The organism is Pseudoxanthomonas fibrivorans (assembly GCF_041464125.1).
Taxonomy (GTDB): Bacteria; Pseudomonadota; Gammaproteobacteria; order Xanthomonadales; family Xanthomonadaceae; genus Pseudoxanthomonas.
On the sequence record NZ_JBGNUG010000002.1, the window covers coordinates 242,417 to 265,391 of the forward strand.

Below are 22,975 nucleotides of genomic sequence, written 5' to 3' on the forward strand. Positions count from 1 at the left end.
GATGCACGCAGCCGATGAAACCTGGGTCCGCGTCTGCGCGGTCGACGACATCCCGCTGCTGGGTTCGCGCGTGCTCGAATGCGCGGGCGGCGACAACATCGCCCTGTTCCGGCCGGCCGCCGCGCGCGTGTTCGCGCTCGTCGACCGCTGCCCGCACAAGGGTGGCCCGCTGTCGCAGGGGATCGTCTCCGGCGATACGGTGACCTGCCCGTTGCACGGCTGGAACATCCAGCTCGACAGCGGCCAGGCCTGCGCACCGGACGTGGGTTGCGCGCGCAGGTACCCGGTGCAGGTGCGCGACGGTGAAGTATGGCTGTCGCTGGCGCCGCTCGCCGAAGCCGCACCGGCGGCCGCAACGCCGGAGGTGGTCGCCTGATGGACGGCGCCGGCGCCCCGCTGCTGCCCGGCGAGCGCCGGACCACGCGCTCCACCTGCTGCTACTGCGGCGTCGGCTGCGGCGTGCTGATCCACAGCGAGCGCACCGCCGCCGGCGAGCGCATCACCGGGGTGGAAGGCGACCCGCGTCATCCGGCCAACTTCGGCCGGCTGTGCAGCAAGGGCCTGGCCCTGGCCGACAGCGCCCGCCGGCTGGAGGGCCGGCTGCTGGCGCCGGAAGTGCGTGGCCAGCGGCACGAGCCGCGGCGGCCGGTGGACTGGGCGCTGGCGCTGGACACCGTCGCCGAGCGCCTGGCCCGGATCGTGGAACGGCACGGCCCCGACGCGGTGGCGTTCTACATCTCCGGCCAGCTGCTCACCGAGGACTACTACGTCTTCAACAAGCTGGCCAAGGGCCTGCTGGGCACCAACAACATCGACACCAACTCGCGCCTGTGCATGTCCAGCGCGGTGACCGGCTACAAGCTGGCGCTCGGTGCCGACGGGCCGCCGACCTGCTACGAAGACCTGGAGCTGGCGAAGACGGTGCTGTTCGCCGGCAGCAATGCCGCCTACGCGCATCCGGTGCTGTTCCGGCGCCTGGAGGCGGCGCGCGCGGCCGACCCGTCGGTGCGCTGGATCGTGGTCGATCCGCGCCGCACCGACACCGCCGCCATGGCCGACCTGCACCTGGCGATCCAGCCGGGCACCGACGTGGCGCTGTTCAACGGCATGCTCCACCACCTGGTCTGGGAGGGGCTGCTGGACCAGGCCTTCATCGACGCGCACACCGCCGGCTTTCCCGCGCTGAAGGCGCTGCTGCGCGAGTACACGCCGCGCATGGCCGCCGAGATCTGCGGCATCCCGGCGCAGGACCTGGTCACCGCCGCCGAATGGTTCGGCCGCAGCCCGGCGGCGCTGTCGCTGTACTGCATGGGCCTGAACCAGTCCGCGCACGGCACGGACAAGAACCTGGCCCTGATCCACCTGCACCTGGCCACGCGCCAGATCGGCCGGCCGGGCGCCGGTCCGTTCTCGCTCACCGGCCAGCCCAACGCGATGGGCGGGCGGGAGGTCGGCGGCATGGCGACGATGCTGGCCGCGCACCGCGAGATCGCCGACGAGGACCATCGCGCCGAGGTCGAGGCGCTGTGGAAGCTGCCGCCGGGCAGCCTGTCCGGCAAGCCGGGCCTGGCCGCGGTGGAGCTGTTCGAGGCGGTGCGGGTGGGCAAGGTCAAGGCGGTGTGGATCGCCTGCACCAACCCCGTGCACTCGATGCCCGACATCGGCCAGGTGCGCGAGGCGCTGCAGCGCGCCGAGTATGTGGTCGTGCAGGAGGCGTTCGCCGACACCGACACCGTGCCCTATGCGGACGCACTGCTGCCGGCCAGCACGTGGGGCGAGAAGGAAGGCACCGTCACCAATTCCGAGCGCCGGATCTCGCGGGTGCGCGCCGCCACGGCCGCGCCGGGCCAGGCCCGGGCCGACTGGTGGATCGCACGCGAAGTCGCGCGCCGGATCGAGGCGCGACTGGGCGCGCCGGGCGCGCAGCCGCTGTTCCAGGCCGACACGCCGGCGGCGATCTTCGAGGAGCACCGCGCGCTCACCGTCGGTCGCGACCTCGACATCGGCGGCCTGGACTACGCGCGACTCGAGGGCGACGGCCCGCAGCAGTGGCCGTTCCCGGCCGGGCAATCGCAGGGACAGGCGCGCCGCTACGCCGATGGCGTGTTCGCCACCGCCGACGGCCGCGCACGCTTCCACGCCACCGCCTACAGGCCGGTGGCCGAGCCGACCTCCGCGCGCTATCCGCTGCGCCTGCTCACGGGCCGCCTGCGCGACCAGTGGCATGGCATGTCGCGCACCGGCCGGGTGCCGCAGCTGTTCGCGCACAGCCCCGAGCCGGGCCTGCGCATGCATCCGGACGACGCCGTCCGCCGCGGCCTGAAGGCCGGCGAGCTGGTGCGCATCGCCAGCAAGCGCGGCGAGCTGGTGCTGCCGCTGGAGCTGTCCGACGAGGTCGGGTCCGGCACCGTGTTCGCGGCCATGCACTGGAGCGGGCAGCACCTGTCCAGCGGCGGCATCAACGAGGTCAGCCAGCCGGCGTTCGACGCACGCTCGCGCCAACCCGAACTCAAGCACGCGGCAGTGCGGGTGGAGAAGGCCGCGTTCGGCTGGCACCTGCTGGCCGCGCGCCGCGGCGATGCGCTGGCGCTGCGCGCGGCGGTGCAGCCGCTGCTGAAGGAATGCGGGTACGCCAGCCTGACGCTGCAGGCCGCACCCGGCGAGGAGGATGGCGTCGCCTGGCTGGTGATGCGCGCCGCCGCCGAGCAGGCGATGCCGGCGGAGTGGCTGGCCACGCTGGACGGCGCGCTTGCATTGTGTGCCGGCCCCGACACGCTCGAGTACCGCGACGCCCGCCGCGGCCTGCTCAAGCGGGTGGCCTGGCGCAACGACGCCGGCGCGAACTTCGTCGACGGCCTGCTGTGGACCGACGCGCAGCCGGGCGGCGAATCGCTGCTGCGCACCGCGCTGGCCGGGGCGGCCTGGCGCGGGCCACGCCTGGCCGCGTTCTCGGCGCTGGCCGAGGTCGCCCGCGACCCGGTGGTCTGCGTCTGCCGGCAGGTCAGCGAATCGGCGATCCGCGCCGAAGTGCGCGCCGGCGCCGACGTGCCCGCGCTCAAGCTGCGCCTGGGCTGCGGCACGGTCTGCGGCTCCTGCGTGCCGCAGCTGACCCGGCTCGCGCGCGAGGTGGCCAGCGCATGAACTTCCATGACGCCCCGGAGGGCACGATGGCGACGCCGCCGATTCCCGCCGCGCCGGAGCCGCGCCGCGTTCCTGCCGAGGTCGTGCTGCTCTCGGCCGGTCCCGGCGACCTCGAGCTGCTCACGCTCAAGGCGGTGCGCGCGCTGGCGCAGGCCGAGGTGCTGCTGCTGGACGAGCTGGTCAATCCCGGGGTCGTCGAGCTCGCGCCCCACGCCCGCGTGGTCCGGGTCGGCAAGCGCGGCGGCTGCCGCTCCACGCCGCAGGCCTTCATCTGCCGTCTGATGCGGCGCTACGCGCTGCAGGGCCTGCGCGTGGTCCGGGTCAAGGGCGGCGATGCGCTGATGTTCGGCCGCGCCGGCGAGGAGATCGCATTCCTGCGCGAGGCCGGCGTGCCGGTGCGGGTGGTCAACGGCATCAGCGCCGCGTTCGCCGCGGCCGCGTCGCTGGGCGTGTCGCTGACCCACCGCGATCACTGCCATGGCATCACCTTCGTCACCGCGCATACCGCCGACCACGGCGAGCCGGACTGGGAAGCACTGGCCCGCAGCGGCACCACCCTGGCGATCTACATGGGCATGGGCCGGCTCGCGTCGATCGTCGAGGGCCTGCTCCGCCACCTTCCACCCGGCACCCCGGCGGCGATCGTGCAGTCGGCCAGCCAGCCCGGCGAGCGCCGCGTCGTGTCCCCGCTGCATGGACTCGTGCGGGCGGCGCTGGCACTGGAACCCGGCCTGCCGGGCCTGATCCTGGTCGGACCGGCGCTGGCCGCGGCTTCGGCCGGCGAGGTGCCGGCCACGCCGCGCGCGCGGTCGCAGCAACGCCGCTAGGACCGCGGCTTTCCGCGACGCAGCAGGACCGCCACCTTCGGCGCCGGGCCACGGTCCGTGGCGCCACGGGGCGACGCCCGCGTGGCCATCGCATCTTGTTGGCACGCGCGCGTGGTGAGCGCGCGCCGCATCCCGAAGCGTGCCGTGCCGCACACGCGAGGTAGCGCCCGCCCCGCCTCCCTGTGTTAGCCTCGGGCCAGCACTGCTGCGTTCCCATCCTGAAAGGGCCAGGCACATGGAGCAGGAAAGCCAGGAGGTCAGGGCCACCCGCAACCAGGAGCGCCTCGCGTTCCTGCTCGTCGTGGGGGTGATCTTCCCGCTGATCGCGATCCTGATCGTGGCCGGCTACGGCTTCCTGGTGTGGATGTGGCAGCTCCTGTTCGCCGGTCCGCCGAGCGCGTGACCCCGATGGCAACGGCGACGCTCAACCGACGTGCCCTCCTGTTCGGCCGCGACGCGGTCGATCCACCCGCGCTGCGTCCGCCATGGGCACTGGACGGGCCGCAGTTCGCGGCCCGCTGCACCCGCTGCGACGCCTGCGTCGAAGCCTGTCCCGGGCAGGTGCTCGTCCGCGACCGCGACGGCCGGCCGCGCTTCGACCCGGCGCAGGGCGAATGCACCTTCTGCGGCGACTGCACCCGCGCCTGCGGCAGCGGCGCACTGGACGGCGCGCTTTCACCGCCCTGGGAACTCCGCGCCCAGGTGGCGGCGGGATGCCTGTCGGCTCAGGGCATCGTCTGCGCGAGCTGCCGCGAAGCCTGTCCCGAACATGCGATCCGGGTCGCCCCGGGGGCGCGCGGGCCGGCGGCGATCGACCCCGGGCGCTGCACCGGCTGCGGTGCCTGCGTCGGCATCTGCCCGACGGGCGCGATCGTGCTCGCCAGGGCGCCACAGGAGGTTCCCGCATGAGCGCCTGCCGCGCCGACGAGGTCCACATCGCCAGCTTCGTCGTCCAGCACCGCCCCGGCGGGGCGGCGGCCGTGGCGGCGATGGTCGACGGCCATGCCGACCTGGAGCTGGCGGTGCCCGGCGATACCCGCAGCGTGGTCCTGTGCGAATCGGCCGACCGCCACGCGGTGATGGACCGCGTGGACCAGCTCAAGGAGGTGCCCGGCGTGCTCAACGTGCTGCTGGTCTACCACCATGCCGAGCCGGACGCCGCGCTCGACGAACCCATTCCCGATGCCACCGCGAGTACACCCGCATGAGCAGCACACGCCGCGATTTCATCCGCCACAGCGCCATCGCCACCGCCGCGGCCGCGGCCGGGCTGCCGCTGCCCGGCGGCAGCAGCAACGTCATCACCGAGGGCGACCTGACCTCGCTCAAGTGGGACAAGGCGCCGTGCCGCTACTGCGGCACCGGCTGCGGGGTGAACGTGGCCGTGCGCGACGGCCGCGTGGTCGCCACCCACGGCGACGTCCACTCGGAGGTCAACCGCGGCATCAACTGCGTCAAGGGCTACTTCCTGTCCAAGGTGATGTACGGCGAGGACCGGCTGACCAAGCCGCTGCTGCGCAAGAAGGGCGGGGTCTACGCGAAGGACGGCGACTTCACCCCGGTGGAGTGGGACGAGGCCTTCGACGTGATGGCCGAGCAGTTCAAGAAGGTGCTCAAGGCCAAGGGCGGCGACGCGATCGGCATGTTCGGCTCCGGCCAGTGGACCATCTGGGAAGGCTACGCGGCCAACAAGCTGATGAAGGCCGGCTTCCGCAGCAACCACATCGACCCGAACGCGCGCCATTGCATGGCCTCGGCGGTGATGGGCTTCATGCGCACCTTCGGCATGGACGAGCCGATGGGCTGCTACGACGACATCGAGGCCGCCGACGCGTTCGTGCTGTGGGGCTCGAACATGGCCGAGATGCACCCGATCCTGTGGACCCGGGTCACCGACCGCCGGCTGTCGCACCCGCACGTCAAGGTCGCGGTGATGTCCACGTTCGAGCACCGCAGCTTCGAACTGGCCGACATCCCGATCGTGTTCAAGCCGCAGACCGACCTGGTCATCCTCAACTACATCGCCAACCACATCATCCAGACCGGCCGGGTCAACAAGTTCTTCGTCGACAACCGGCTCAACTTCAAGAAGGGCAACCAGGACATCGGCTATGGCCTGCGTCCGGACCACCCGCTGGAGCAGGCGGCCGAGAACGCGGACGACCCGGGCGGCGGCGAGGCGATCACCTTCGAGCAGTTCGCCGAGTTCGTGAAGCCGTACACGCTCGACAAGGCGGTCGAGATGAGCGGCGTGGAACGCGGCTGGCTGCAGCAGCTGGCCGAGCTGTACGCCGACCCGGACATCAAGGTCACCTCGTTCTGGACCATGGGCTTCAACCAGCACACGCGCGGCGTGTGGGCCAACAACATGGTCTACAACATCCACCTGCTGACCGGGAAGATATCCACGCCCGGCAACAGTCCGTTCTCGCTGACCGGGCAGCCCTCGGCCTGCGGCACGGCGCGCGAGGTCGGCACCTTCAGCCACCGCCTGCCGGCGGACATGCTGGTCGCCAACCCCGAGCACCGCAAGCACGCCGAGGAGATCTGGAAGGTCCCGCACGGGCTGATCAATCCCAAGCCCGGCTACCACGCCGTGCAGCAGAACCGCATGCTGCGCGACGGCAAGCTCAACGCCTACTGGGTGCAGGTCAACAACAACATGCAGGCGGCGGCCAACCTCTACGAGGAGACCTGGCCGGGCTACCGCAACCCGGACAACTTCATCGTGGTGTCCGACGCCTACCCGACCGTCACCTGCCAGGCCGCCGACCTGATCCTGCCCGCGGCGATGTGGGTGGAGAAGGAAGGCGCCTACGGGAATGCGGAACGCCGCACCCAGTTCTGGCACCAGCTGGTCAACGCGCCCGGCGAGGCCAAGTCCGACCTGTGGCAGCTGATGGAGTTCTCCAAGCGCTTCACCACCGACGAGTGCTGGCCGGCCGAACTGCTGGCGGCCAACCCGGCGTTCAAGGGCAAGACCCTGTTCGACGTGCTGTTCCGCAACGGCAACGTCGACCGCTACCCGGTGTCCGACATCGCCGAGGGCTACGCCAACCAGGAATCGGAGGCGTTCGGCTTCTACGTGCAGAAGGGCCTGTTCGAGGAGTACGCCGCGTTCGGGCGCGGCCATGGCCACGACCTCGCGCCGTTCGACATGTACCACGAGGCCCACGGCCTGCGCTGGCCGGTGGTGGACGGCAAGGAGACCCGCCGCCGCTACATCGAGGGCGCCGATCCGTACGTGAAGGCGGGCGAGGGGCACAAGTTCTACGGCTTCCCCGACAACCGCGCGGTGGTCTGGGCCCTGCCATACGAGCCGCCGGCCGAATCGCCGGACGCCGAGTACGACATGTGGCTGGTCACCGGGCGGGTGCTCGAGCACTGGCACTCCGGTTCGATGACCATGCGCATCCCCGAGCTGTACCGCTCGTTCCCGGCCGCGGTGGTGTTCATGAATCCCGATGACGCGCGCGCGCGCGGGCTCAAGCGCGGCGACGAGGTCCGGGTGGTGTCGCGCCGGGGCGAGATGCGTTCCCGGGTGGAGACGCGCGGGCGCAACCGCATGCCGGTCGGCATGGTGTTCGTGCCCTGGTTCGATGCCGGCCAGCTGATCAACAAGGTCACGCTGGACGCGACCGATCCCATTTCCAAGCAGACCGACTACAAGAAGTGCGCGGTCAAGGTCGTGGTCGCCTAGGAGCGTTCCCATGCGCAACAAGCCCCTGCTCGTCGCCGTCGCCCTGACCGTGCTGCTGTCGGTGCTGGTGTTCGCCGCCGGCTGGATGTTCGGCAGCCACAAGCGGCCGCCGCCTGCACAGGCCTCGGCGCCTGCCTCCCAGCCGGTGGGCGCGCGCGCGATCTTCGTGCCCGGCGACGGCCAGATCGATGCGATCCGCCGCGGCGTGCCGGTCGACAAGGAAGGCCACCCCCCGCCGATGGCGCGGGTGGAGAACACCGACATCCGCCGCGTCCGCAACTACCCGATGCAGCCGCCGACGATCCCGCACACCATCGACGGCTACCAGGTCGACAAGAACAGCAACCGCTGCATGCTCTGCCACGCGCGCGCCAACGCCGCCACCTTCCAGGCGCCGCCGGTCAGCGTCACCCACTACATGGACCGCGACGACCAGTTCCTGGCCACGATCTCGCCGCGCCGCTACTTCTGCAACCAGTGCCACGTGGTCCAGACCGACGCGCCGACGCTGGTCGCCAACGGCTTCAAGGACATCGACAGCCTGCTGGCCGCCCCGCCGCCGGGAGGACATTGAGCATGTGGAGGCGGATCAAGCCGCACGCGCTCGGCTTCTGGCGCACCCTGCGCTCGCCCAGCCGGTACTACAGCCTGGGGTTCCTGACCGTGGCCGGGTTCATCGCCGGGGTGATGTTCTGGGGCGGGTTCAACACCGCGCTGGAGGCGACCAATACCGAGAAGTTCTGCACCAGCTGCCACGAGATGCGCGACAACGTGTTCCAGGAGCTCAAGGGCACGATCCACTACACCAACCGCTCCGGCGTGCGCGCGACCTGCCCGGACTGCCACGTCCCGCACAACTGGACCGACAAGATCGCGCGCAAGATGCAGGCCTCCAAGGAGGTCTGGGGCAAGATCTTCGGCACCATCAATACCCGCGAGAAGTTCCTCGACGAACGCCTGGTGCTGGCCAACCACGAGTGGGAGCGGCTGAAGGCCAACGACTCGCTGGAGTGCCGCAACTGCCATGACTTCGATTCGATGGACCTGACCCGGCAGAGCCCGCGTGCCGCGCAGATCCACCGCTTGTGGCTGGGTACGGGCGAACGCACGTGCATCGACTGCCACAAGGGCATCGCCCACCAGCTGCCGAACATGGCGGGCGTGCCGCAGGGCTGATCGCGGCGAGGCACCGCCGCCGGCAGTCCAGGCGCGTGCGGGGCGGGCCAGGCCCGGGTTGCGGGGATGCTTGCGCGGCTGGCGGTCGCAGGAGGTGGCTCATGCGATACATGGTCCCGGCGATGTGCGTGATCGCCGCCCTGGCGGCGTCGCCCGCCGGCGCGCAGGTGACCGACGACGAGCGCGATGCGGAAATCGCCCGCCTGCGCGAGACTGTGGACCTGCTCGTCAGGCGGATCGAAGTCCTGGAAGCGGAGCGGGCCGCCCCGGGCGCGCCGCCGGTCGCGGCTTCCCCGCCCGCGCCCGTCGTGTCGCCCGGAACGCCTCCGTCCACCGCCCCACCCGTGGCCGCGACGGCGGCCGTGGCGATGCCGGTGCCGGAGGAATCGCCGTTGCCCGCGCATCCCTCGTTCAGCGAGGACGAGCAGGGTGGTGCGCGCGCCGACAGCGAGCTGGACCCGGGCGACGATGGCCAGGAGGGCTTCTTCCCGGTGCGCGGCACGTCGACCTGGCTGCGCCTGGGCGGCTACGCCAAGCTGGACGCGATGTACGACAGCGATGACGCCGGCGACCGCGACCAGTTCATCACCTCCACCCTTCCCGCCGGCGAACAGTCAGGCGACGGCAGCTTCAACATGCACGCGCGGCAGACCCGGTTCACGATCGAGGCCCGCCGGCAGACCGACTACGGCGGGCTGCGCTTCGTCCTGCAGAACGACTTCTACGGGCCGGGTGGTTCCTACGGATACAACCTCCGCCACGCCTGGGGCCAGCTGGGCAACACCTACGTCGGCTACGGATTCTCCGCATTCCTCGACCTGGATTCGGGGCCCGACACGCTCGACTTCGCCGGCCCGGGCGCCATGCCGTTCGCGCGGCTGGCCAGCATCCGCCAGTACGTGCCGCTGGCGGGCGGCAACCAGCTGGTGGTCGCCGCCGAACACGCCCCGCCGGAGATCACCGCGGGCGACGGCGCGGCCCGGACCACCGCGCCGAACCTGGTGCTCGCGGCCCGGCATGAGGGCGGCAGCGGGCACGTGCAGGCGGGCGCATTGTTGCGCCAGCTGGCCTACCGCGGCGATTCGGGCAGCGACGAGGCCATGGCCGGCGGGCTCGCAATAAGCGGCGCATGGACGGCCGACGCGGGCAGTTACGTGACCTGGGGCCTCGTGGGTGGGCGCGGCATCGCCGCCTACGTCGGCGACCTGGGCGGCATCGGGCTGGACGCGGTGGTCGACGACGACGGTTCGCTGGAGGTGCTGGACGAGTGGGGCGTCTGGATCGGATACGGCCATCCGTGGAGCGCACACTGGCGATCGACCGTGACCTGGGGTCGCCTGGGCCTGGAGCACAACGAGGGCCTGGCTGCGGACGCGTTCCGGCGCAGCGACTATGCCGCCGCCAACCTGGTCTACTCCCCCCTGCCGAGCTGGAGCTGGGGACTGGAGCTGCTTTACGGGAAACTTGAGCGGCAGGATGGTGGGGACGGCGACGCGTTCCGCCTGCAGACCTCGCTCAAGTACGACTTCATCAAGTAGCGTCGCACGCGCCCGGCGGCGCTGTGACATGATCGATGCATCCATCGAGGCCGTGGAGGGAACATGGGATCCGGTTCGCGTCTGCTGTTCGTTGCGGTGGCTGTCCTCGCTTCCACGGTGTGCGCCGGCCATGCCGGGGCCCATGACCACTCGCTCGCCGCGGCGGCCGCGCAGGCAGGGTCCACCGCGACCCCGGCGGCGCAGGCGCCCGGGTCGGTCCTGTTCCGCAACGTGCGGATCTTCGATGGCGTCTCCGGCCGGGTGTCAGGCCCGAGCGACGTGCTGGTCCGCGGCAACCGGATCGAACGGATCGGTGCCGGGGCGGTACCCGAACCGGCAACGCGCGTGATCGAGGGCGGCGGCCGCGTGCTCATGCCCGGCCTGATCGACGCGCACTGGCACAGCATGATGGCCGCCCCGTCGCTGGGCGCGATCCTCAACGGCGACCATCGCTACCTCACGGCGATCGCCGCCGCCGAATCCACGCGCACGCTGATGCGCGGCTTCACCACCGTGCGTGACGTGGGCGGCAATTCCTTCGGGCTGAAGCAGGCGGTGGACGAGGGCATCCTCCCCGGCCCGCGCATCTACCCGTCCGGGGCGATGATCAGCGTGACCAGTGGGCACGGGGACTTCCGCCACGCGGGAGACCTGCCCCGGACGATGGGCGCGCCGGGCCCGACCGACCTGGAGGGTGACACCGCCATCGCCGACAGTCCCGACGAGGTCCGCATGCGCGTGCGCGAGCAGCTGATGCGCGGTGCCTCGCAGATCAAGCTGACCGCGGGCGGCGGCGTGTCCTCGCCGCACAGTCCGCTCGATGCGATCACCTTCACCCCGGCGGAACTGCGCGCCGCGACGGAAGCCGCCGGCAACTGGGGCACGTATGTCACCGTGCATGCCTATACGCCCGAAGCGATCCGCGAGGCGATCGAGGCCGGGGTCAAGGTCATCGAGCATGGCAGCCTGATGGACGACGCGACCGCGCGGCTGATCGCCCAGAAGGGCGTCTGGCTGAGCATCCAGCCGTTTCCGGATGCCTTGGCCGACGCATTCCCGCCGGGTTCTTTCGAGCGGAAGAAGGCCGACGAGGTGTTCGCCGGCAACAACCACGCCTACGACCTGGCGAAGAAGTACCGGCTCAAGACCGCCTGGGGCACCGACGTGCTGTTCTCCGCCGCGCTGGCCACCCAGCAGGGCGCGATCCTGGCCAGCCTCACCCGCTGGTACAGCCCGGGCGAGGCGCTGGTGATGGCCACCGGCACCAACGGCGAACTGCTGCAGCTGACCGGCAAGCGCAATCCCTATCCGGGCACGATCGGGGTGGTGCGTGAGGGCGCGCTGGCCGACCTGCTGCTGGTGGATGGCGATCCGGTCGCCGACATCTCGCTGATCACCCGGCCCGAGCAGAGCTTCAAGGTGATCATGAAGGACGGCGTGATCTACAAGGACACGCTCTAGCCCGCCTGGGGCGCCGCGCAGCGAGGGCCGCGCGTGCCACGCGGCGTCCGCACGGCCCGGACCGCGCATGCGGCGGCGGGCGTGACCCGGGCCGCTCCGGCCCGGACCAGGGTGCGGATCTTCAGTCCCCGCGCTGCGCGGCCGCCAGCGCGAGGAACATGAAGTTCTCCGCGCCGCCCCCGATCACGTACTCGCGTTGCTGCCAGAAATAGGGCCAGACCTTCAGCTCAGGCAGGTCCGGGCGGATCAGCGCGGTGCCGGAAATGACGCCACCCGGAATGTAGCTCCAGTCGGCCCGGTTGGTGCCGTAGGCGACGGTGGCCGAGTGGGCGCCCACGCCCGAGGCGAACGACTCGGTGCGATTGCCCGGATGCACTCCCAGGACGAAGTTCAGCGCGTCCTGCTGCAAGGTGACCGGGGTGTGCTGCGGCCAGGCCTTGCGGAAGAAGTACTGGTCCACGCCGAACTTCTGGATGTCCCAGCCCGCGCCCCAGATGTGCGGTACGTAGGGCACGCGATACGGCGTCTGGGTCGCCTGCTCGGCGAGCTTGGCCTGGTGCGCCCGCACCGCTGCATCGACCTCGCGCAGGAAACCCGGGTCTTCGATCAGCGACAGGGCCTCGGCCAGGGGTGGGCCCGCCTGGTCGATATGCGCCAGGATGTCGGCCTTCATCGCCAGCAGCCGGTCCAGATACGCCTGCTCGCCCGTGCTTCGGGCCAGTTCCGCGGTGGCGAAGACGCGCGGCCGCACCCGGGTGGCGCGGTCGATCGCGCGCGCATGCAGGTCGCGGGCGGCCGCCAGCGCCTCGGCGGCCATGCGCGGATGGGTCTGCCGCAGCACGCGCGCCGCCGTGGCCAGGCCGGCCGCGGTGTCCAGTTCGCGGTCCGGGTTGTCCTCGGTGAATACCCAGCGGTCATCGGCGATGGAGGAGGTCGTGGCCGTGCGGGCGCCGGGCGCGAGCGACGGGTCGTACCGCAGCCCGTCGGTCTGCGTGGCCACGTCGCCGAGCAGGACGTACTGATCGAGTGTCGGCTCGATGATGCCGCGATACGTGCGGCCCAGCGCCCGATAACCCCCGAGCACGCTGAGCAGGCCGTGTTCGATCTGCTGCAGGGCGTCGTTGACGCCGTCGGGCCTGAGCAGTCGGACTTCCTTCTTCGCCTGGTCGATCCCGGTGGCGTCGTAGTCCAGCCCGAACTCCTCGACCATCTTCGCCAGCAGCCACACCGTGCCCATCTGGCTTTCCACGCGCAGGTCGTAATCGCCGGCGTCGTGCCATCCACCCGCGGTCAGGCCGGGTACGCGATCGCCGGGACGATAGCGCGTGAGCGTGTCCGGACCCTGGTCGTAGCCGTCGAAATGGACGCCGGGCATGGCCATGCGCGCGTCATCCTGGTGGTCGAGTCCATGCCAGGTGCGGTAGTTCTCCGTGACCCGCATGTGGCACATCTGCGCGGGCAGGAAGTACTCGAGCGTGGGTTGCCAGACGCCGCGGTCGTACACATCCTCGGCGATGCGGAAAGCGTGCGTGCGCTTGCCTCGGTACTCGAGCACGTACATGCCGGGTTCTGCCACCGCGTCCAGGTCGGCGGTGAGGTACTGGTAGCGGAGGAACCTGCCCCACGTTTCGGGCATGAGCCGGGCCACTTCGCTGGGACCGGCGGCGGTCATGCGGTACACGAGGAGAGGATCGATGCCCTGGTCGCGGCTGTCCTGTTCGATCACGACGGTTTTCGCCTGCCCCGGCCGGTAACCGACCTGGGAGACCTGCACCACCGGGGCGTAGCGCCAGTCCGGATCCACGTGTGGCGTGATGGTCCAGGACACGGCGTTGCGGGTCGCGCCGCGCCGGGTCGGTTCGCGCACGATGAACCATCCGTTGTTCATGTTGCCGCGGCCGTCCAGCAGCTGCAGCCGGCCGCTCGTGCTTTCGATCGTCAGGCGCTGCAGTTCGCTTTCGGGCGCGACCACCAGCGTCCTGCCCGAGGCCAGTGGTGCGGTGACGAACTGCCCCGGGTGGTGATGCACCGGCCCGTTGGCCTGGCGCGGGAATATTCCCGAGGCGCCGTCCATGAGCCAGGACTTGCCGAACAGGTCGGTGGGAAACAGCTCGAAGTTGAAGCCGACCTTGCCCTCCCATTCGGCCGGCAACGGCTTGTCGAGGTCGACCGCCACCTGGAACGCATGGCCTTCCAGCGGCGTGACCCGCACGTGGTAGGTGAAGTGCAGGTCGGGATACTCGATGGGGTTGAAGCCTTTGCGGTCCTTGCTTTCGTCGGGATAGCGCAGGGTCTGGCTCACGGTACCGCCCGCCGCATCCACGACCGGCTTGCCGACCGCGGCCGGCATCGGCGACCACTGCCCCGGCGACGGTTCAAGTCGCAGGTCGCCATTCGCCGCGACGCGCTCCCCATGCTGGATGATGGTGACGCCGGTCTGGTGGCCGTCAGGGTAGATGTCGGCGAAGACGGTGACATTCAGGCCCGGCGCTTCGAAGTAGCCCTGCGCGTTGAGCTCGAGGGCGGGAGCCGCATGGGCTGGACTGCAGGCGAGCATGCAGAGGGCGGCGGCCCAGCGCGCGGTCGACGTCATCGGATCTCCCGGAATCGGCCGTCCCCCGGCCCCGGCCGATGATAGGACGGGGAAGTCCACTGCGCAGGCGCACGGTGAGATGCCATCGGCGCCCGCAGGCGCTCGGGGTGCGGCCGGCGGCCGCGTCCGGGCGGGTGTGCGATCGCTCGTCCTGCATTGTCGCGGGCGCTCGGGGCGCGCGCGCCCGGATCAACAGGACGGTCCAGGGGGACAGCGTCGCGTCGCGAGACTGTTCGGCGGCCCGAAAAACAAAACCCCATGGAATCATGGGGTTGGTAGCGATCAAGGCGTGGTGGCTATGGGTGGACTCGAACCACCGACCCCAGCATTATGAGTGCTGTGCTCTAACCGGCTGAGCTACATAGCCTCGCGGAGAACCGCGAATTCTTCATGGTCGCGGCCGCGCTGTCAAATGCGCGGCTTGTCGCCCCGGCGGGCCCGTGGCAGAGTCGGGCCAGTTGAAAACATTCTGGAGTCCGCATCGTGATCGATCCGGACGGATACAGGCCCAACGTCGGGATCGTGCTGATGCGCCCGGATGGCCAGGTGTTCTGGGCGCGCCGCGTGCGCCGGGACGGCTGGCAGTTTCCGCAGGGCGGCATGCGCAGCGACGAGACCCCGGCCGAAGCCATGTTCCGCGAGCTGCATGAGGAAACCGGGCTGCTGCCCGAGCACGTGGAAGTGCTCGGCGCCACCCCCGGCTGGCTGCGCTATCGCCTGCCTGGCCGCGCCGTGAGGCGCGGCGGCGATGGGCCGGTATGCATCGGCCAGAAGCAGGTGTGGTTCCTGCTGCGCCTGCTCGGGGACGAGTCGCTGGTGCGCTTCGACGCCACCGAAACCCCCGAGTTCGACCATTGGCGCTGGGTCGACTTCTGGTATCCGGTCGAGCACGTGGTGAGCTTCAAGCGCGGCGTCTACGCGCGCGCGCTGCGCCATCTCGCGCCCGTGGCCGAAGGCCACGGGGCGTCGGTGAGGCAGATGCCCTCGGCCGCCCAGGAGGCGTGGCTTCCCGGGAACACCGCGGGCCACGAACGGCCGCGAAAGCGTCCGCGCGGGAGCCGGGGGCGCCGTTCATCCGCCTGAACGAGCGGGTGGGTCGCCTGACGCTGCGATCCCGTCGCAATTGACAACGATTCTCATCCCTGCTGGAATGGGCTCGTCGCTCTCCAGGTCCTCCGCCCGTGTACGTCTGCCTCTGCAACGGTGTCACCGATCGCCAGATCCGCGAGGCCGTGGACAACGGATGCGGCAGCGTCGGCGAGCTCACCATGCGCACCGGCTGCGGTGCCAACTGCGGGTCCTGCCTGGACATGGCCGCCTCGATGATCGCCGAGATGCAGGCAACGTTGCCGTTGCCCGTGCTGGCCTGCGCGGCCTGACCGCATCTGCCGGCGTGCGCCGGTAATGAACACGATTCGCGTTACTTCGCCGCCACGTGCGGCGCGATAGAGTGCGCCCGTTTCCCGCATCAAGGAGCGCGGCCATGAAAGGCGACGCCAAGGTCATCGAGTACCTCAACAGGGCGCTGTACAACGAGCTTACGGCGATCAACCAGTACTTCCTGCACGCCAAGATGCTGAAGAACTGGGGGCTGAAGGAACTCGCCGAGCACGAGTACAAGGAATCGATCGACGAGATGCGGCATGCCGACTGGCTGTCCGAACGCATCCTGTTCCTCGAAGGCCTGCCGAACTTCCAGGCCCTCGGCAAGCTGCGCATCGGCGAGACCCCGCGCGAACTGCTCGAGTGCGACCTCGCGCTGGAAATGGAAGCGCTACCGGTGCTGCGCGAAGCCATCGCCTACGCCGATTCGATCGGCGACTACGTCAGCCGGCAGCTGTTCGTGAAGATCCTCGACTCCGAAGAGGAGCACGTGGACTGGCTGGAAACCCAGCTGGACCTGATCGGCCGGATCGGCGAACCGAACTACCTGCTCAGCAAGCTCGAGGACTGAGCGGCGGCGGCGGTCGAAAGCCATCCCTGCAACGCCACGCGCGCGCGCGCGAACTCCGCGATCAGCAACGCCACGGCCACGGCAGGCCGCTCGAGCGCATGCGCGCGCGCGCCGAGTTCGATCCGCTTGGCGGCCGCCGACAGCGCCAGCGCACCGACGTTGGCGCTGGATGACTTGAGCGCGTGCGCCGCCTCGCGCATGACCTCCATGTCCGGGATCGCCGAGGCCTGTTCCATCAGCCGGACCAGGCGCGGCGCATCCTCGAGGAACAGGTTGACGATGGTCAGCGCCTCGTCGCCGGCGATATCACGCAGTTCGTCGAGCATTTCCGGCTCCAGCACCGGGGGCGGTGGCGGCTGGGCGGTCGGCGTTTCGAGCGCGGGCGCTTCGGCCGCGGCGGGAGAGGCGGCGCCGGGGGCGGGAACGAAGATCGGCATTTCCGGTTCGATCGACACCTGGGCCGTCGTCACCGGCGCCGGATACGCGGCCCGGGTCTCCGCCGCCAAGACCGGTGCGACAGCGGGCGAAGCGGCGGCCCCCGCGGCCGATACGACCGGCGCCGGAGCCGGAGCCGGAGCGGGGGCGGGGACCGCGGCGGGAGGGGCGGCCCCGGGGGCGGGCCCCGCGGCCGGGGTCTCCGCGGCCATGACCGGTGCGACCGCGGGCGAAGCGGCGGCCGCCGCGGCCGATACGACCGGAGCCGGAGCCGGAGCCGGGGCGGGGACCGCGGCGGGAGCGGGTGCGTTCACCAGCGGCGCGGGCGCCGGGCCGGCCGGTTCGGGTGCTGGCGCCTGGACTGGGGCGACGGCCTCGGCGAGCCGTGCTGCCGCCCGTGCCGGGGCCGCACGGAGCCAGCGTCGCAGGCACGCATCCAGCTGTTCGCGGGCGACCGGCTTGGACAGGTAGTCGTCCATCCCGGCGTCCAGGCAGCGCTGCCGGTCGCCCGCCATGGCATTGGCGGTCATCGCGACGATCGGAAGGCGCCGCCCCGGTGCCTGTCCGGCCTCGTGCTCGCGCCAACGGCGCGTGGCCGAATAGCCGTCGAGCACCGGCATCTGGCAGTCCATCAGCACCAGGTCGTAGCCGCCGCTGGCCATGTGCGACAACGCCACCTCGCCGTTGGGCGCGGTATCGCATTCGTACCCCAGGACCGATAGCAGCTTCTGCGCCACCAGCAGGTTGACCGGATTGTCCTCCACCAGCAGCAGGCGCGCCGGCGGGGCCGGCTGCGCCGGTTCGGGCGCCGGTGCCGGCGTGGGGGCGACGGAGGCGAGGTCCGGCACCGGGTCCCTGGGTGCTTCGGCGGGGACAGGCTCGAGCAGGGCGCTGCGCAGGTCCGCGTCCGGAGCCAGCCTCGGAAGCAGGTCCGTGCCCTCGCGCAGTTCCGCCGGAATGTCCTCTTCGCCGTACAGCCACAGCAGGCGCACGTTCGCGTAGGCCGGCGTGCGGGTGAGCGCACGGTGCAGCGCGCGCGCGCTGTGGCGCAGCCCGTCGTAGTCGGCGACCACGGCCACGAAGTTGGCGGCCTGCCCGGGCGCGGTCTGCTGGCGCAGCCGGTCCAGTGCTTCCTGGGTGGTCTCGACGATGCTGACCGTCATGCCCCAGTTCGGCAGCAGCAGCGCCATGCGCTGGCGCAACCGCAGGTTGGGCGTCACCGCCAGCACGCGGCGTGCGTCGTGGGCGGTCTGCCGGATCTGCACGTCGCCGATCACCTTGAGCAACGGCACCTCGAACCAGAACGTCGACCCCTGCCCGGGTTCGGACTGCACGCCGATCCGCCCGCCCATGAGGTCCACGATGCGCTTGCAGATGGCCAGGCCCAGGCCGGTGCCGCCGTACAGGCGGGTGGTCGAGGCGTCCGCCTGGGTGAAGGCCCGGAACAGCCGCTGCTGCTGCGCATGGCCGATGCCGATGCCGGTGTCGCGCACCTCGAAGCGGAGCATGTGCTGGGCGGCGGTTTCGCCGAGCCGGCGCACGCCGAGCTGGATGCTGCCACGCTCGGTGAACTTGACCGCGTTGCCGATCAGGTTGGTGAGCACCTGGCGCAGGCGGACCGGGTCGCCGCGCACGGGCAGCCGCACGTTCGGGTCGATGTTCAGTTCCAGCCGCAGGCCCTTGCCTTCGGCGGGCCGCTGCATCAGCTGCAGCACCGCGTCGAGCAGTTCGCGCAGGTTGAAGCTGGTGATTTCCAGCTCCAGGCGATTGGCCTCGAGCTTGGAGTAGTCGAGGATGTCGTCGACGATGCGCAGCAGCTGCAGGGAAGACTCGTGCGCGGTGCGCAGCATTTCGCGCTGGTCCGGCGCCAGGCTGCCACGCGCGACCAGGTCCAGCATCGGGATGATGCCGTTGAGCGGGGTGCGGATCTCGTGGCTCATCGTCGCCAGGAACTCGCCCTTGGCCAGCGCCGCGGATTCGGCGGCGCGCTTGGCCTGCAGGAGCTGCTGCTCGAGCTGGTCGTGGCGGTTGACGTCACGCTGCAGGAGCGTGCACTCGTCCTCGGCCGCCGCCGCCCGTGCATTGGCCTCGTTGAGGTCGCGGGCCTGCGCACCGCTGGACACCACGGCGCCGAAGGCGAATACCAGCGTGGCCAGGGCCAGCCCGGCGGCGACTGTCCACCAGGAGGCGGTCGCATTGCCGCTCAGCCCGAGGCCGATGGACAGCAGGGTGCACGCGCCGGCCATCGCCGCGAGCACCGGCCAGACGCGTCGCTGCGCCGGCGCGGCCATCACAGCACCGCGTTCTGGAAGTCGAAGTCGAGCTCCGTGCCGACCGAATGCACCAGGTTGCCCTGGATGTAGTCGATGCCGCCCATCCACATCGCGGCGGCCGCCTGCGGATCCTCGATCTGCTGTCCGATCACCTGCAGGCCGAGCCGGTGGGCCAGGTCGATGGTGCCGCGGAGCTGGTCGCGCAGCTGCGCATCCGCATGCGCGCCGGCGAAACGCGCGGCCATGCGCACGTAGCCCAGCGGCAGCTGGTTGAGCAGCGCGTCGGCCTCGGGCCCGGGTTCGAACTGGCTCAGGCAGAACTGGACGCCCGCGGCCATCAGCCGCCTGCAGAACTCGCCCAGGGTCACGCTGTGGATGAGGGCATCGCCCAGGCGCAGGTCGATGACCACCGAGGTCCCGTCGATGCTGCGCGCCGCGATGGTCTGCAACAGCCATTCGGCGAACGCCTCGCGCGCCAGCGTGCGCGGGGACTGCGACACGAACAGGCGCAGCGGGCTGCCGGCGGCGGCGCGCGCGGCGATCATGTCCAGCGCGTGCTCCATCACCTGCTGGTCGAGGTCGGCGATGCGGCCACTGGCCTCGGCCGCGGGCACCACCTGCCCGGCGGACAGCAGGGTGCCGTCGGGCTGGCGCAGGCGCAGCAGGACCTGGTACTGGGCCTGCTCGTTGCCGGCCACCGCCACGATCGGCTGGTACGCCAGTTCGAGCTGGCCCTCGAGCAGGGCCATGCGTTCCTGTGCTTCGGTATCACTCGGCGGCACGTACGCGGCGACGCCGTCGTTGTGGAGCCGCGCCTGCAACGCGCTGCGCTCGGTCGCTTCCAGCGCCGGGCCCGCGCCCTCGAAGCCGATCGACAGCGCGGTGTAGCCCACCGCGCTGCGCAGCTGCACCTGTTCCTCGTCGCGGATCGGGAAGCCCTGTTCGGCCAGGCCGCTGCGCAGCCGCTGTGCGTGCTCCTCGAGCGCGGCTTCGTCCAGGTCGCGGACCAGGGCGAGGAAGCTGTTGTCGTTCAGCCGCGCCACCGGGGCCGGTGCGCTGATCCGCGCCAGGCATACGCCCGCCTGGGCCATCAGCCGTTCGAAGGCCGCATAGCCGTAACGCTCGCGCAGGCCGAGCGCACTGGCGATCTCGATGAAGAACAGGCCGCCCGGCGCGCCGTCCGCCAGGGCCTGGTCGATCTGCTGGAGCAGCCAGCCGCGGGTGGCCAGGCCGGTTTCCGGGTGGCTGCGCAGCATCGTGCTGTCCGCCGCCGCCGGTTGGCGCAGCTGGGCGCGCGTGCGCTGGATCCGGTTGGAGACCGCGGCGATCAGGTGTCGCGGGCGGATCGGTTTGGTGAGGAAATCGTCGGCGCCGCTCTCGAGCACCTCGAACTGGCGCTCCGGATCGGGATCGCCGGTCAGGAACACGATCGGCAGCAGCTGGAAGCCCGGCTGCTGGCGGATCAGGGTGGTCAGGCGCATGCCGTCCAGGCCGGGCATGTGCAGGTCCATCAGGATCAGGTCCGGATCGAAACGGCCGATGGCGTCGATGACGCCCTCGGGCTGCATCTGGACGTCGGCCTTCATGCCAGCGCCATGCAGCACGCTCTGCGCGAACAGGGCCTGGGTGCGGTCGTCCTCGACGATCAGGATCCGGTAGGGGGATTCGGCCGTGGCGTCCCGGGCCGCGGTCGTCGCCGGCGCCGCCTGCGTTGCCGGCGAGGCGGGACGCGGTTCGCCACCCGGGGCCGCTTCCGGTTCGCTGGCCTGGGCCTGCGCGTCCTGGGCCCAGCGGCGCCAGTACCGGGACGGCGGAGTTTCGGCGCGCAGCCGCTGGCGCGCAGCCGAATCCTCCGGCAGTGAAGCGGGTTCTCTTGCGGCCATCAGTCTTCCCCCTGCTGGGACCGCATTATGTGACCAACTGCGCTCACGAGGACAAGTACGCCGGGCATGGACCGGTCACGTGGCCGGGGGCGCGAACAGGCGCCGCACGCCCCGCGTGATCACGCGCCAGATCCACCACACCAGCAGCGCGCCGGCCAGGCTGGCGCCGACCACCAGCACCAGGGCGATCCACGGGTGTGCCATCGCCAGGGCCAGTCCGCCGACGACGACCGTGTCTTCGGCCGCCGAGGCGATCCAGTTGCTGGCCGGCTCGGGCGAGGTGTTGAGCAGCGCGCGCGAGCCGGCCTTCAGCCCATGGCTGGCCAGGGCCACCCCGGCCCCCGCGGCCAGGGCACCCGCGCCGAGCTGGCCGTCCGGCGAGAGCGTGGCGGCGGCGAGGAACGCGCCGGCCGGAACGCGGGCCAGGGTCTGGACCAGGTCCCAGGCCGAATCCACGCCCGGGATCTTGTCGGCGAAGAACTCGGCCAGCGCGAGCGCGCCCGAGGTGCCGAGCACCCACCAGGACTGCGTCGCTTCCAGCGCGGGCGGCAGGTCGACCCACCCCAGCAGGCCGGCCAGGCCGACGCCGAACACGGTCAGGTAGGCCCGGATCCCGGCCATCCAGGCCAGCAGGATCCCGATCACATAGAGGTGGGCGTCGGTCATGGTGCACTCCTGCCGTGGTCGCCACCGCGGCGGACGAAGTCCCGGAAGGGGCGGGCGCTGGGCTAGACTGGTCCGTCTCCTCCGCAGTATAGGCGGATCGGCACGGTCCCGGCCGTGTACGCGCCCGCCCTTCCGAGATGACAGAACCCGTTCCCCGTTTCCGCGTCGTCCCCCGCCAGTCAGGCTTTCCCGCGAGGGGGGCCGTGATCGCCATCGTCGTCGGCTGGCTGCTCTCGCTGGTCGTGGTGTGGGCACTGGCGACCTGGTTCGCGGCGCCCGGCCTGGGCGATGCGCGCGGGCAGCTGCGTGCGGCCGAACGCAGTGCCGCCCAGCGCCAGCGCGAGCTGGACGAGCTCAACCAGCGCATGGTGACCCTCTCGCGCTCCGACCAGATCAGCCGGGCCGCCAACAGCGAACTGCAGTCCTCGCTGGCGGAGCGCGACGAGGAGATCGCGGCGCTCCGGGCCGACGTGGCCTTCTACGAACGCCTGGTCGGCGCCACGGCCCAGCGCAAGGGGCTGAACGTCCATTCCATCGAATTCGCACCGACCGAGGCGGGCACCTGGAACTACCGCGCGGTGCTGACCCAGAACCTGAACCGCGGCGCGATCAGCCAGGGACAGCTGCGTTTCTCGGTGGAGGGCGTGCGTGCCGGCAAGCTGGCGACCGTGAGCTGGGACGACCTGCACCAGAAGCCGGGCAGCCCGGGGCAGGACTATTCGTTCCGCTATTTCCAGGAGCTGACCGGCAACGTGATGCTGCCCAAGGATTTCACCCCGCAGCGTGTGCGAGTCTCCCTGCGCGGCGGCGCGGGGGGCGCGGACCAGAATTTCGAATGGAAACTCGCGGGTAGCGGGGGAGCTAAATGAACGTGTTCAAGAACAAGTCCACCCAGCGCGACGGGTTCGCCATCGACACCCTGATCGGTGCCGACGTGGTGATCCGCGGGGACCTGGAATTCAGCGGCGGGCTGTATGTCGAAGGCCGGATCGTCGGCAAGGTCACCGCTGCCGAGGGCAAGCCGGCCAGCCTGCTGCTGGCCGAACAGGGCGTGATCGAGGGCGAGGTCCACGCACCGGTGGTCATCATCAACGGCACCCTGAGCGGCGACGTGCATGCCGGCGAACGCGTGGAACTGGCGCAGAAGGCGCGGGTGGAAGGCAACGTCCATTACACCGTCGTGGAGATGAGCGCGGGCGCCCAGCTCACCGGCCGGCTGGTCCATGCGCAGGCGCAGGCCCGCGCGCTGCCCGCCCCGGAAGCCGCGCCCCCGGTCACGCTGACCGTGGTCGCCGCCGAGGCTTGATCGGCGGGCGCATCGCCCCCAT

The 22,975-nt window shown here is 71.0% G+C and carries 20 protein-coding genes and 1 tRNA gene; 16 read left to right on the forward strand and 5 right to left on the reverse strand.

Going from position 1 to position 22,975, the window contains the following annotated elements; translation table 11 throughout:
• The first annotated feature begins 1 nt into the window (after position 1).
• The 11 genes from nirD (at position 2) to ACA089_RS14650 (ending at position 11,843) form a co-directional block, all read left to right on the forward strand.
• On the forward strand, positions 2 to 376 hold the full coding sequence (gene nirD, locus ACA089_RS14600) for a nitrite reductase small subunit NirD (protein ID WP_372018165.1): 375 nt from the start codon (positions 2 to 4) through the stop codon (positions 374 to 376).
• Positions 376 to 3,141 (forward strand): nitrate reductase, encoded by a 2,766-nt coding sequence (locus tag ACA089_RS14605; protein ID WP_372018166.1) that lies wholly within the window; start codon positions 376 to 378, stop codon positions 3,139 to 3,141. Before nirD ends, ACA089_RS14605 begins: the two co-directional genes overlap by 1 nt.
• A gap of 26 nt (positions 3,142 to 3,167) precedes the next feature.
• Positions 3,168 to 3,968 (forward strand): uroporphyrinogen-III C-methyltransferase, encoded by an 801-nt coding sequence (gene cobA, locus ACA089_RS14610; protein ID WP_372018969.1) that lies wholly within the window; start codon positions 3,168 to 3,170, stop codon positions 3,966 to 3,968.
• 235 nt (positions 3,969 to 4,203) lie between these two features.
• On the forward strand, positions 4,204 to 4,371 hold the full coding sequence (locus ACA089_RS14615) for a periplasmic nitrate reductase, NapE protein (protein WP_372018169.1): 168 nt from the start codon (positions 4,204 to 4,206) through the stop codon (positions 4,369 to 4,371).
• Between the two features lie 5 nt (positions 4,372 to 4,376).
• A complete protein-coding gene (gene napF, locus ACA089_RS14620; protein ID WP_372018172.1) occupies positions 4,377 to 4,877 on the forward strand; it encodes a ferredoxin-type protein NapF in 501 nt (166 codons plus the stop codon).
• Positions 4,874 to 5,176, forward strand: a complete 303-nt coding sequence (locus ACA089_RS14625) for a chaperone NapD (RefSeq protein ID WP_372018173.1) — start codon at positions 4,874 to 4,876, stop codon at positions 5,174 to 5,176. Before napF ends, ACA089_RS14625 begins: the two co-directional genes overlap by 4 nt.
• Entirely contained in the window at positions 5,173 to 7,668 is a 2,496-nt protein-coding gene (gene napA / locus ACA089_RS14630) for a periplasmic nitrate reductase subunit alpha (RefSeq protein WP_372018175.1), read from the forward strand. The genes ACA089_RS14625 and napA overlap by 4 nt, the downstream gene beginning before the upstream one ends.
• A 10-nt stretch (positions 7,669 to 7,678) precedes the next feature.
• Positions 7,679 to 8,242 carry a nitrate reductase cytochrome c-type subunit gene (locus ACA089_RS14635; protein ID WP_372018178.1) on the forward strand — a complete coding sequence of 188 codons (564 nt, stop codon included), beginning with the start codon at positions 7,679 to 7,681 and terminating at the stop codon, positions 8,240 to 8,242.
• 2 nt (positions 8,243 to 8,244) lie between these two features.
• Positions 8,245 to 8,844 (forward strand): cytochrome c3 family protein, encoded by a 600-nt coding sequence (locus ACA089_RS14640; RefSeq protein ID WP_372018181.1) that lies wholly within the window; start codon positions 8,245 to 8,247, stop codon positions 8,842 to 8,844.
• A gap of 101 nt (positions 8,845 to 8,945) precedes the next feature.
• Entirely contained in the window at positions 8,946 to 10,382 is a 1,437-nt protein-coding gene (locus ACA089_RS14645; protein WP_372018183.1) for a DcaP family trimeric outer membrane transporter, read from the forward strand.
• A gap of 63 nt (positions 10,383 to 10,445) precedes the next feature.
• Positions 10,446 to 11,843: a metal-dependent hydrolase family protein gene (locus tag ACA089_RS14650; protein WP_372018185.1), complete on the forward strand. Its 1,398-nt coding sequence runs from the start codon at positions 10,446 to 10,448 to the stop codon at positions 11,841 to 11,843.
• A 121-nt stretch (positions 11,844 to 11,964) separates the two neighbouring features.
• Here the strand turns inward: ACA089_RS14650 and ACA089_RS14655 are convergent, their stop codons facing one another.
• Positions 11,965 to 14,436, reverse strand: a complete 2,472-nt coding sequence (locus tag ACA089_RS14655) for a glycoside hydrolase family 9 protein (protein WP_372018187.1) — start codon at positions 14,434 to 14,436, stop codon at positions 11,965 to 11,967.
• Between the two features lie 290 nt (positions 14,437 to 14,726).
• Positions 14,727 to 14,803, reverse strand: a tRNA-Met gene (locus ACA089_RS14660).
• Positions 14,804 to 14,919: 116 nt separating this feature from the next.
• Between ACA089_RS14660 and ACA089_RS14665 the strand changes: the two genes are divergently transcribed.
• The 3 genes from ACA089_RS14665 to bfr all read left to right on the forward strand — a co-directional run bounded on the left by ACA089_RS14665 (position 14,920) and on the right by bfr (position 16,390).
• A complete protein-coding gene (locus tag ACA089_RS14665) occupies positions 14,920 to 15,519 on the forward strand; it encodes an RNA pyrophosphohydrolase (protein ID WP_372018188.1) in 600 nt (199 codons plus the stop codon).
• Positions 15,520 to 15,617: 98 nt separating this feature from the next.
• Positions 15,618 to 15,815 carry a (2Fe-2S)-binding protein gene (locus ACA089_RS14670; protein ID WP_372018191.1) on the forward strand — a complete coding sequence of 66 codons (198 nt, stop codon included), beginning with the start codon at positions 15,618 to 15,620 and terminating at the stop codon, positions 15,813 to 15,815.
• 104 nt (positions 15,816 to 15,919) lie between these two features.
• On the forward strand, positions 15,920 to 16,390 hold the full coding sequence (gene bfr / locus ACA089_RS14675; RefSeq protein ID WP_372018192.1) for a bacterioferritin: 471 nt from the start codon (positions 15,920 to 15,922) through the stop codon (positions 16,388 to 16,390).
• Here the strand turns inward: bfr and ACA089_RS14680 are convergent.
• From ACA089_RS14680 to ACA089_RS14690, 3 genes are all read right to left on the reverse strand, one after another.
• The gene (locus ACA089_RS14680) at positions 16,363 to 19,116 is read right to left on the reverse strand and encodes a hybrid sensor histidine kinase/response regulator (RefSeq protein WP_372018193.1); all 2,754 of its coding nucleotides are present in this window, start codon (positions 19,114 to 19,116) and stop codon (positions 16,363 to 16,365) included. The two genes, bfr and ACA089_RS14680, sit on opposite strands and share 28 nt — an antisense overlap.
• Positions 19,116 to 20,981 carry an EAL domain-containing protein gene (locus ACA089_RS14685; RefSeq protein WP_372018196.1) on the reverse strand — a complete coding sequence of 622 codons (1,866 nt, stop codon included), beginning with the start codon at positions 20,979 to 20,981 and terminating at the stop codon, positions 19,116 to 19,118. The genes ACA089_RS14680 and ACA089_RS14685 overlap by 1 nt, the downstream gene beginning before the upstream one ends.
• A 75-nt stretch (positions 20,982 to 21,056) precedes the next feature.
• Entirely contained in the window at positions 21,057 to 21,647 is a 591-nt protein-coding gene (locus ACA089_RS14690) for a DUF4126 domain-containing protein (protein WP_372018198.1), read from the reverse strand.
• Between the two features lie 137 nt (positions 21,648 to 21,784).
• On the opposite strand from ACA089_RS14690, the gene ACA089_RS14695 reads away from it, so the two are divergent.
• Together ACA089_RS14695 and ACA089_RS14700 are read left to right on the forward strand one after the other, a co-directional pair.
• Positions 21,785 to 22,516: a DUF6776 family protein gene (locus ACA089_RS14695; protein ID WP_372018200.1), complete on the forward strand. Its 732-nt coding sequence runs from the start codon at positions 21,785 to 21,787 to the stop codon at positions 22,514 to 22,516.
• 2 nt (positions 22,517 to 22,518) lie between these two features.
• On the forward strand, positions 22,519 to 22,953 hold the full coding sequence (locus tag ACA089_RS14700) for a bactofilin family protein (protein WP_372018972.1): 435 nt from the start codon (positions 22,519 to 22,521) through the stop codon (positions 22,951 to 22,953).
• Positions 22,954 to 22,975: the final 22 nt, after the last annotated feature.

Excerpts from the sequence above, each read along its gene's own strand:
- nirD (WP_372018165.1), top strand. The coding sequence starts at position 2 with ATGCACGCAGCCGATGAAACCTGGGTCCGCGTCTGCGCGGTCGACGAC.
- ACA089_RS14605 (WP_372018166.1), top strand. The coding sequence starts at position 376 with ATGGACGGCGCCGGCGCCCCGCTGCTGCCCGGCGAGCGCCGGACCACG.
- cobA (WP_372018969.1), top strand. The coding sequence starts at position 3,168 with ATGGCGACGCCGCCGATTCCCGCCGCGCCGGAGCCGCGCCGCGTTCCT.
- ACA089_RS14615 (WP_372018169.1), top strand. The coding sequence starts at position 4,204 with ATGGAGCAGGAAAGCCAGGAGGTCAGGGCCACCCGCAACCAGGAGCGC.
- napF (WP_372018172.1), top strand. The coding sequence starts at position 4,377 with ATGGCAACGGCGACGCTCAACCGACGTGCCCTCCTGTTCGGCCGCGAC.
- ACA089_RS14625 (WP_372018173.1), top strand. The coding sequence starts at position 4,874 with ATGAGCGCCTGCCGCGCCGACGAGGTCCACATCGCCAGCTTCGTCGTC.
- napA (WP_372018175.1), top strand. The coding sequence starts at position 5,173 with ATGAGCAGCACACGCCGCGATTTCATCCGCCACAGCGCCATCGCCACC.
- ACA089_RS14635 (WP_372018178.1), top strand. The coding sequence starts at position 7,679 with ATGCGCAACAAGCCCCTGCTCGTCGCCGTCGCCCTGACCGTGCTGCTG.
- ACA089_RS14640 (WP_372018181.1), top strand. The coding sequence starts at position 8,245 with ATGTGGAGGCGGATCAAGCCGCACGCGCTCGGCTTCTGGCGCACCCTG.
- ACA089_RS14645 (WP_372018183.1), top strand. The coding sequence starts at position 8,946 with ATGCGATACATGGTCCCGGCGATGTGCGTGATCGCCGCCCTGGCGGCG.
- ACA089_RS14650 (WP_372018185.1), top strand. The coding sequence starts at position 10,446 with ATGGGATCCGGTTCGCGTCTGCTGTTCGTTGCGGTGGCTGTCCTCGCT.
- ACA089_RS14655 (WP_372018187.1), bottom strand. The coding sequence starts at position 14,436 with ATGACGTCGACCGCGCGCTGGGCCGCCGCCCTCTGCATGCTCGCCTGC.
- bfr (WP_372018192.1), top strand. The coding sequence starts at position 15,920 with ATGAAAGGCGACGCCAAGGTCATCGAGTACCTCAACAGGGCGCTGTAC.
- ACA089_RS14680 (WP_372018193.1), bottom strand. The coding sequence starts at position 19,116 with ATGGCCGCGCCGGCGCAGCGACGCGTCTGGCCGGTGCTCGCGGCGATG.
- ACA089_RS14685 (WP_372018196.1), bottom strand. The coding sequence starts at position 20,981 with ATGGCCGCAAGAGAACCCGCTTCACTGCCGGAGGATTCGGCTGCGCGC.
- ACA089_RS14690 (WP_372018198.1), bottom strand. The coding sequence starts at position 21,647 with ATGACCGACGCCCACCTCTATGTGATCGGGATCCTGCTGGCCTGGATG.
- ACA089_RS14695 (WP_372018200.1), top strand. The coding sequence starts at position 21,785 with ATGACAGAACCCGTTCCCCGTTTCCGCGTCGTCCCCCGCCAGTCAGGC.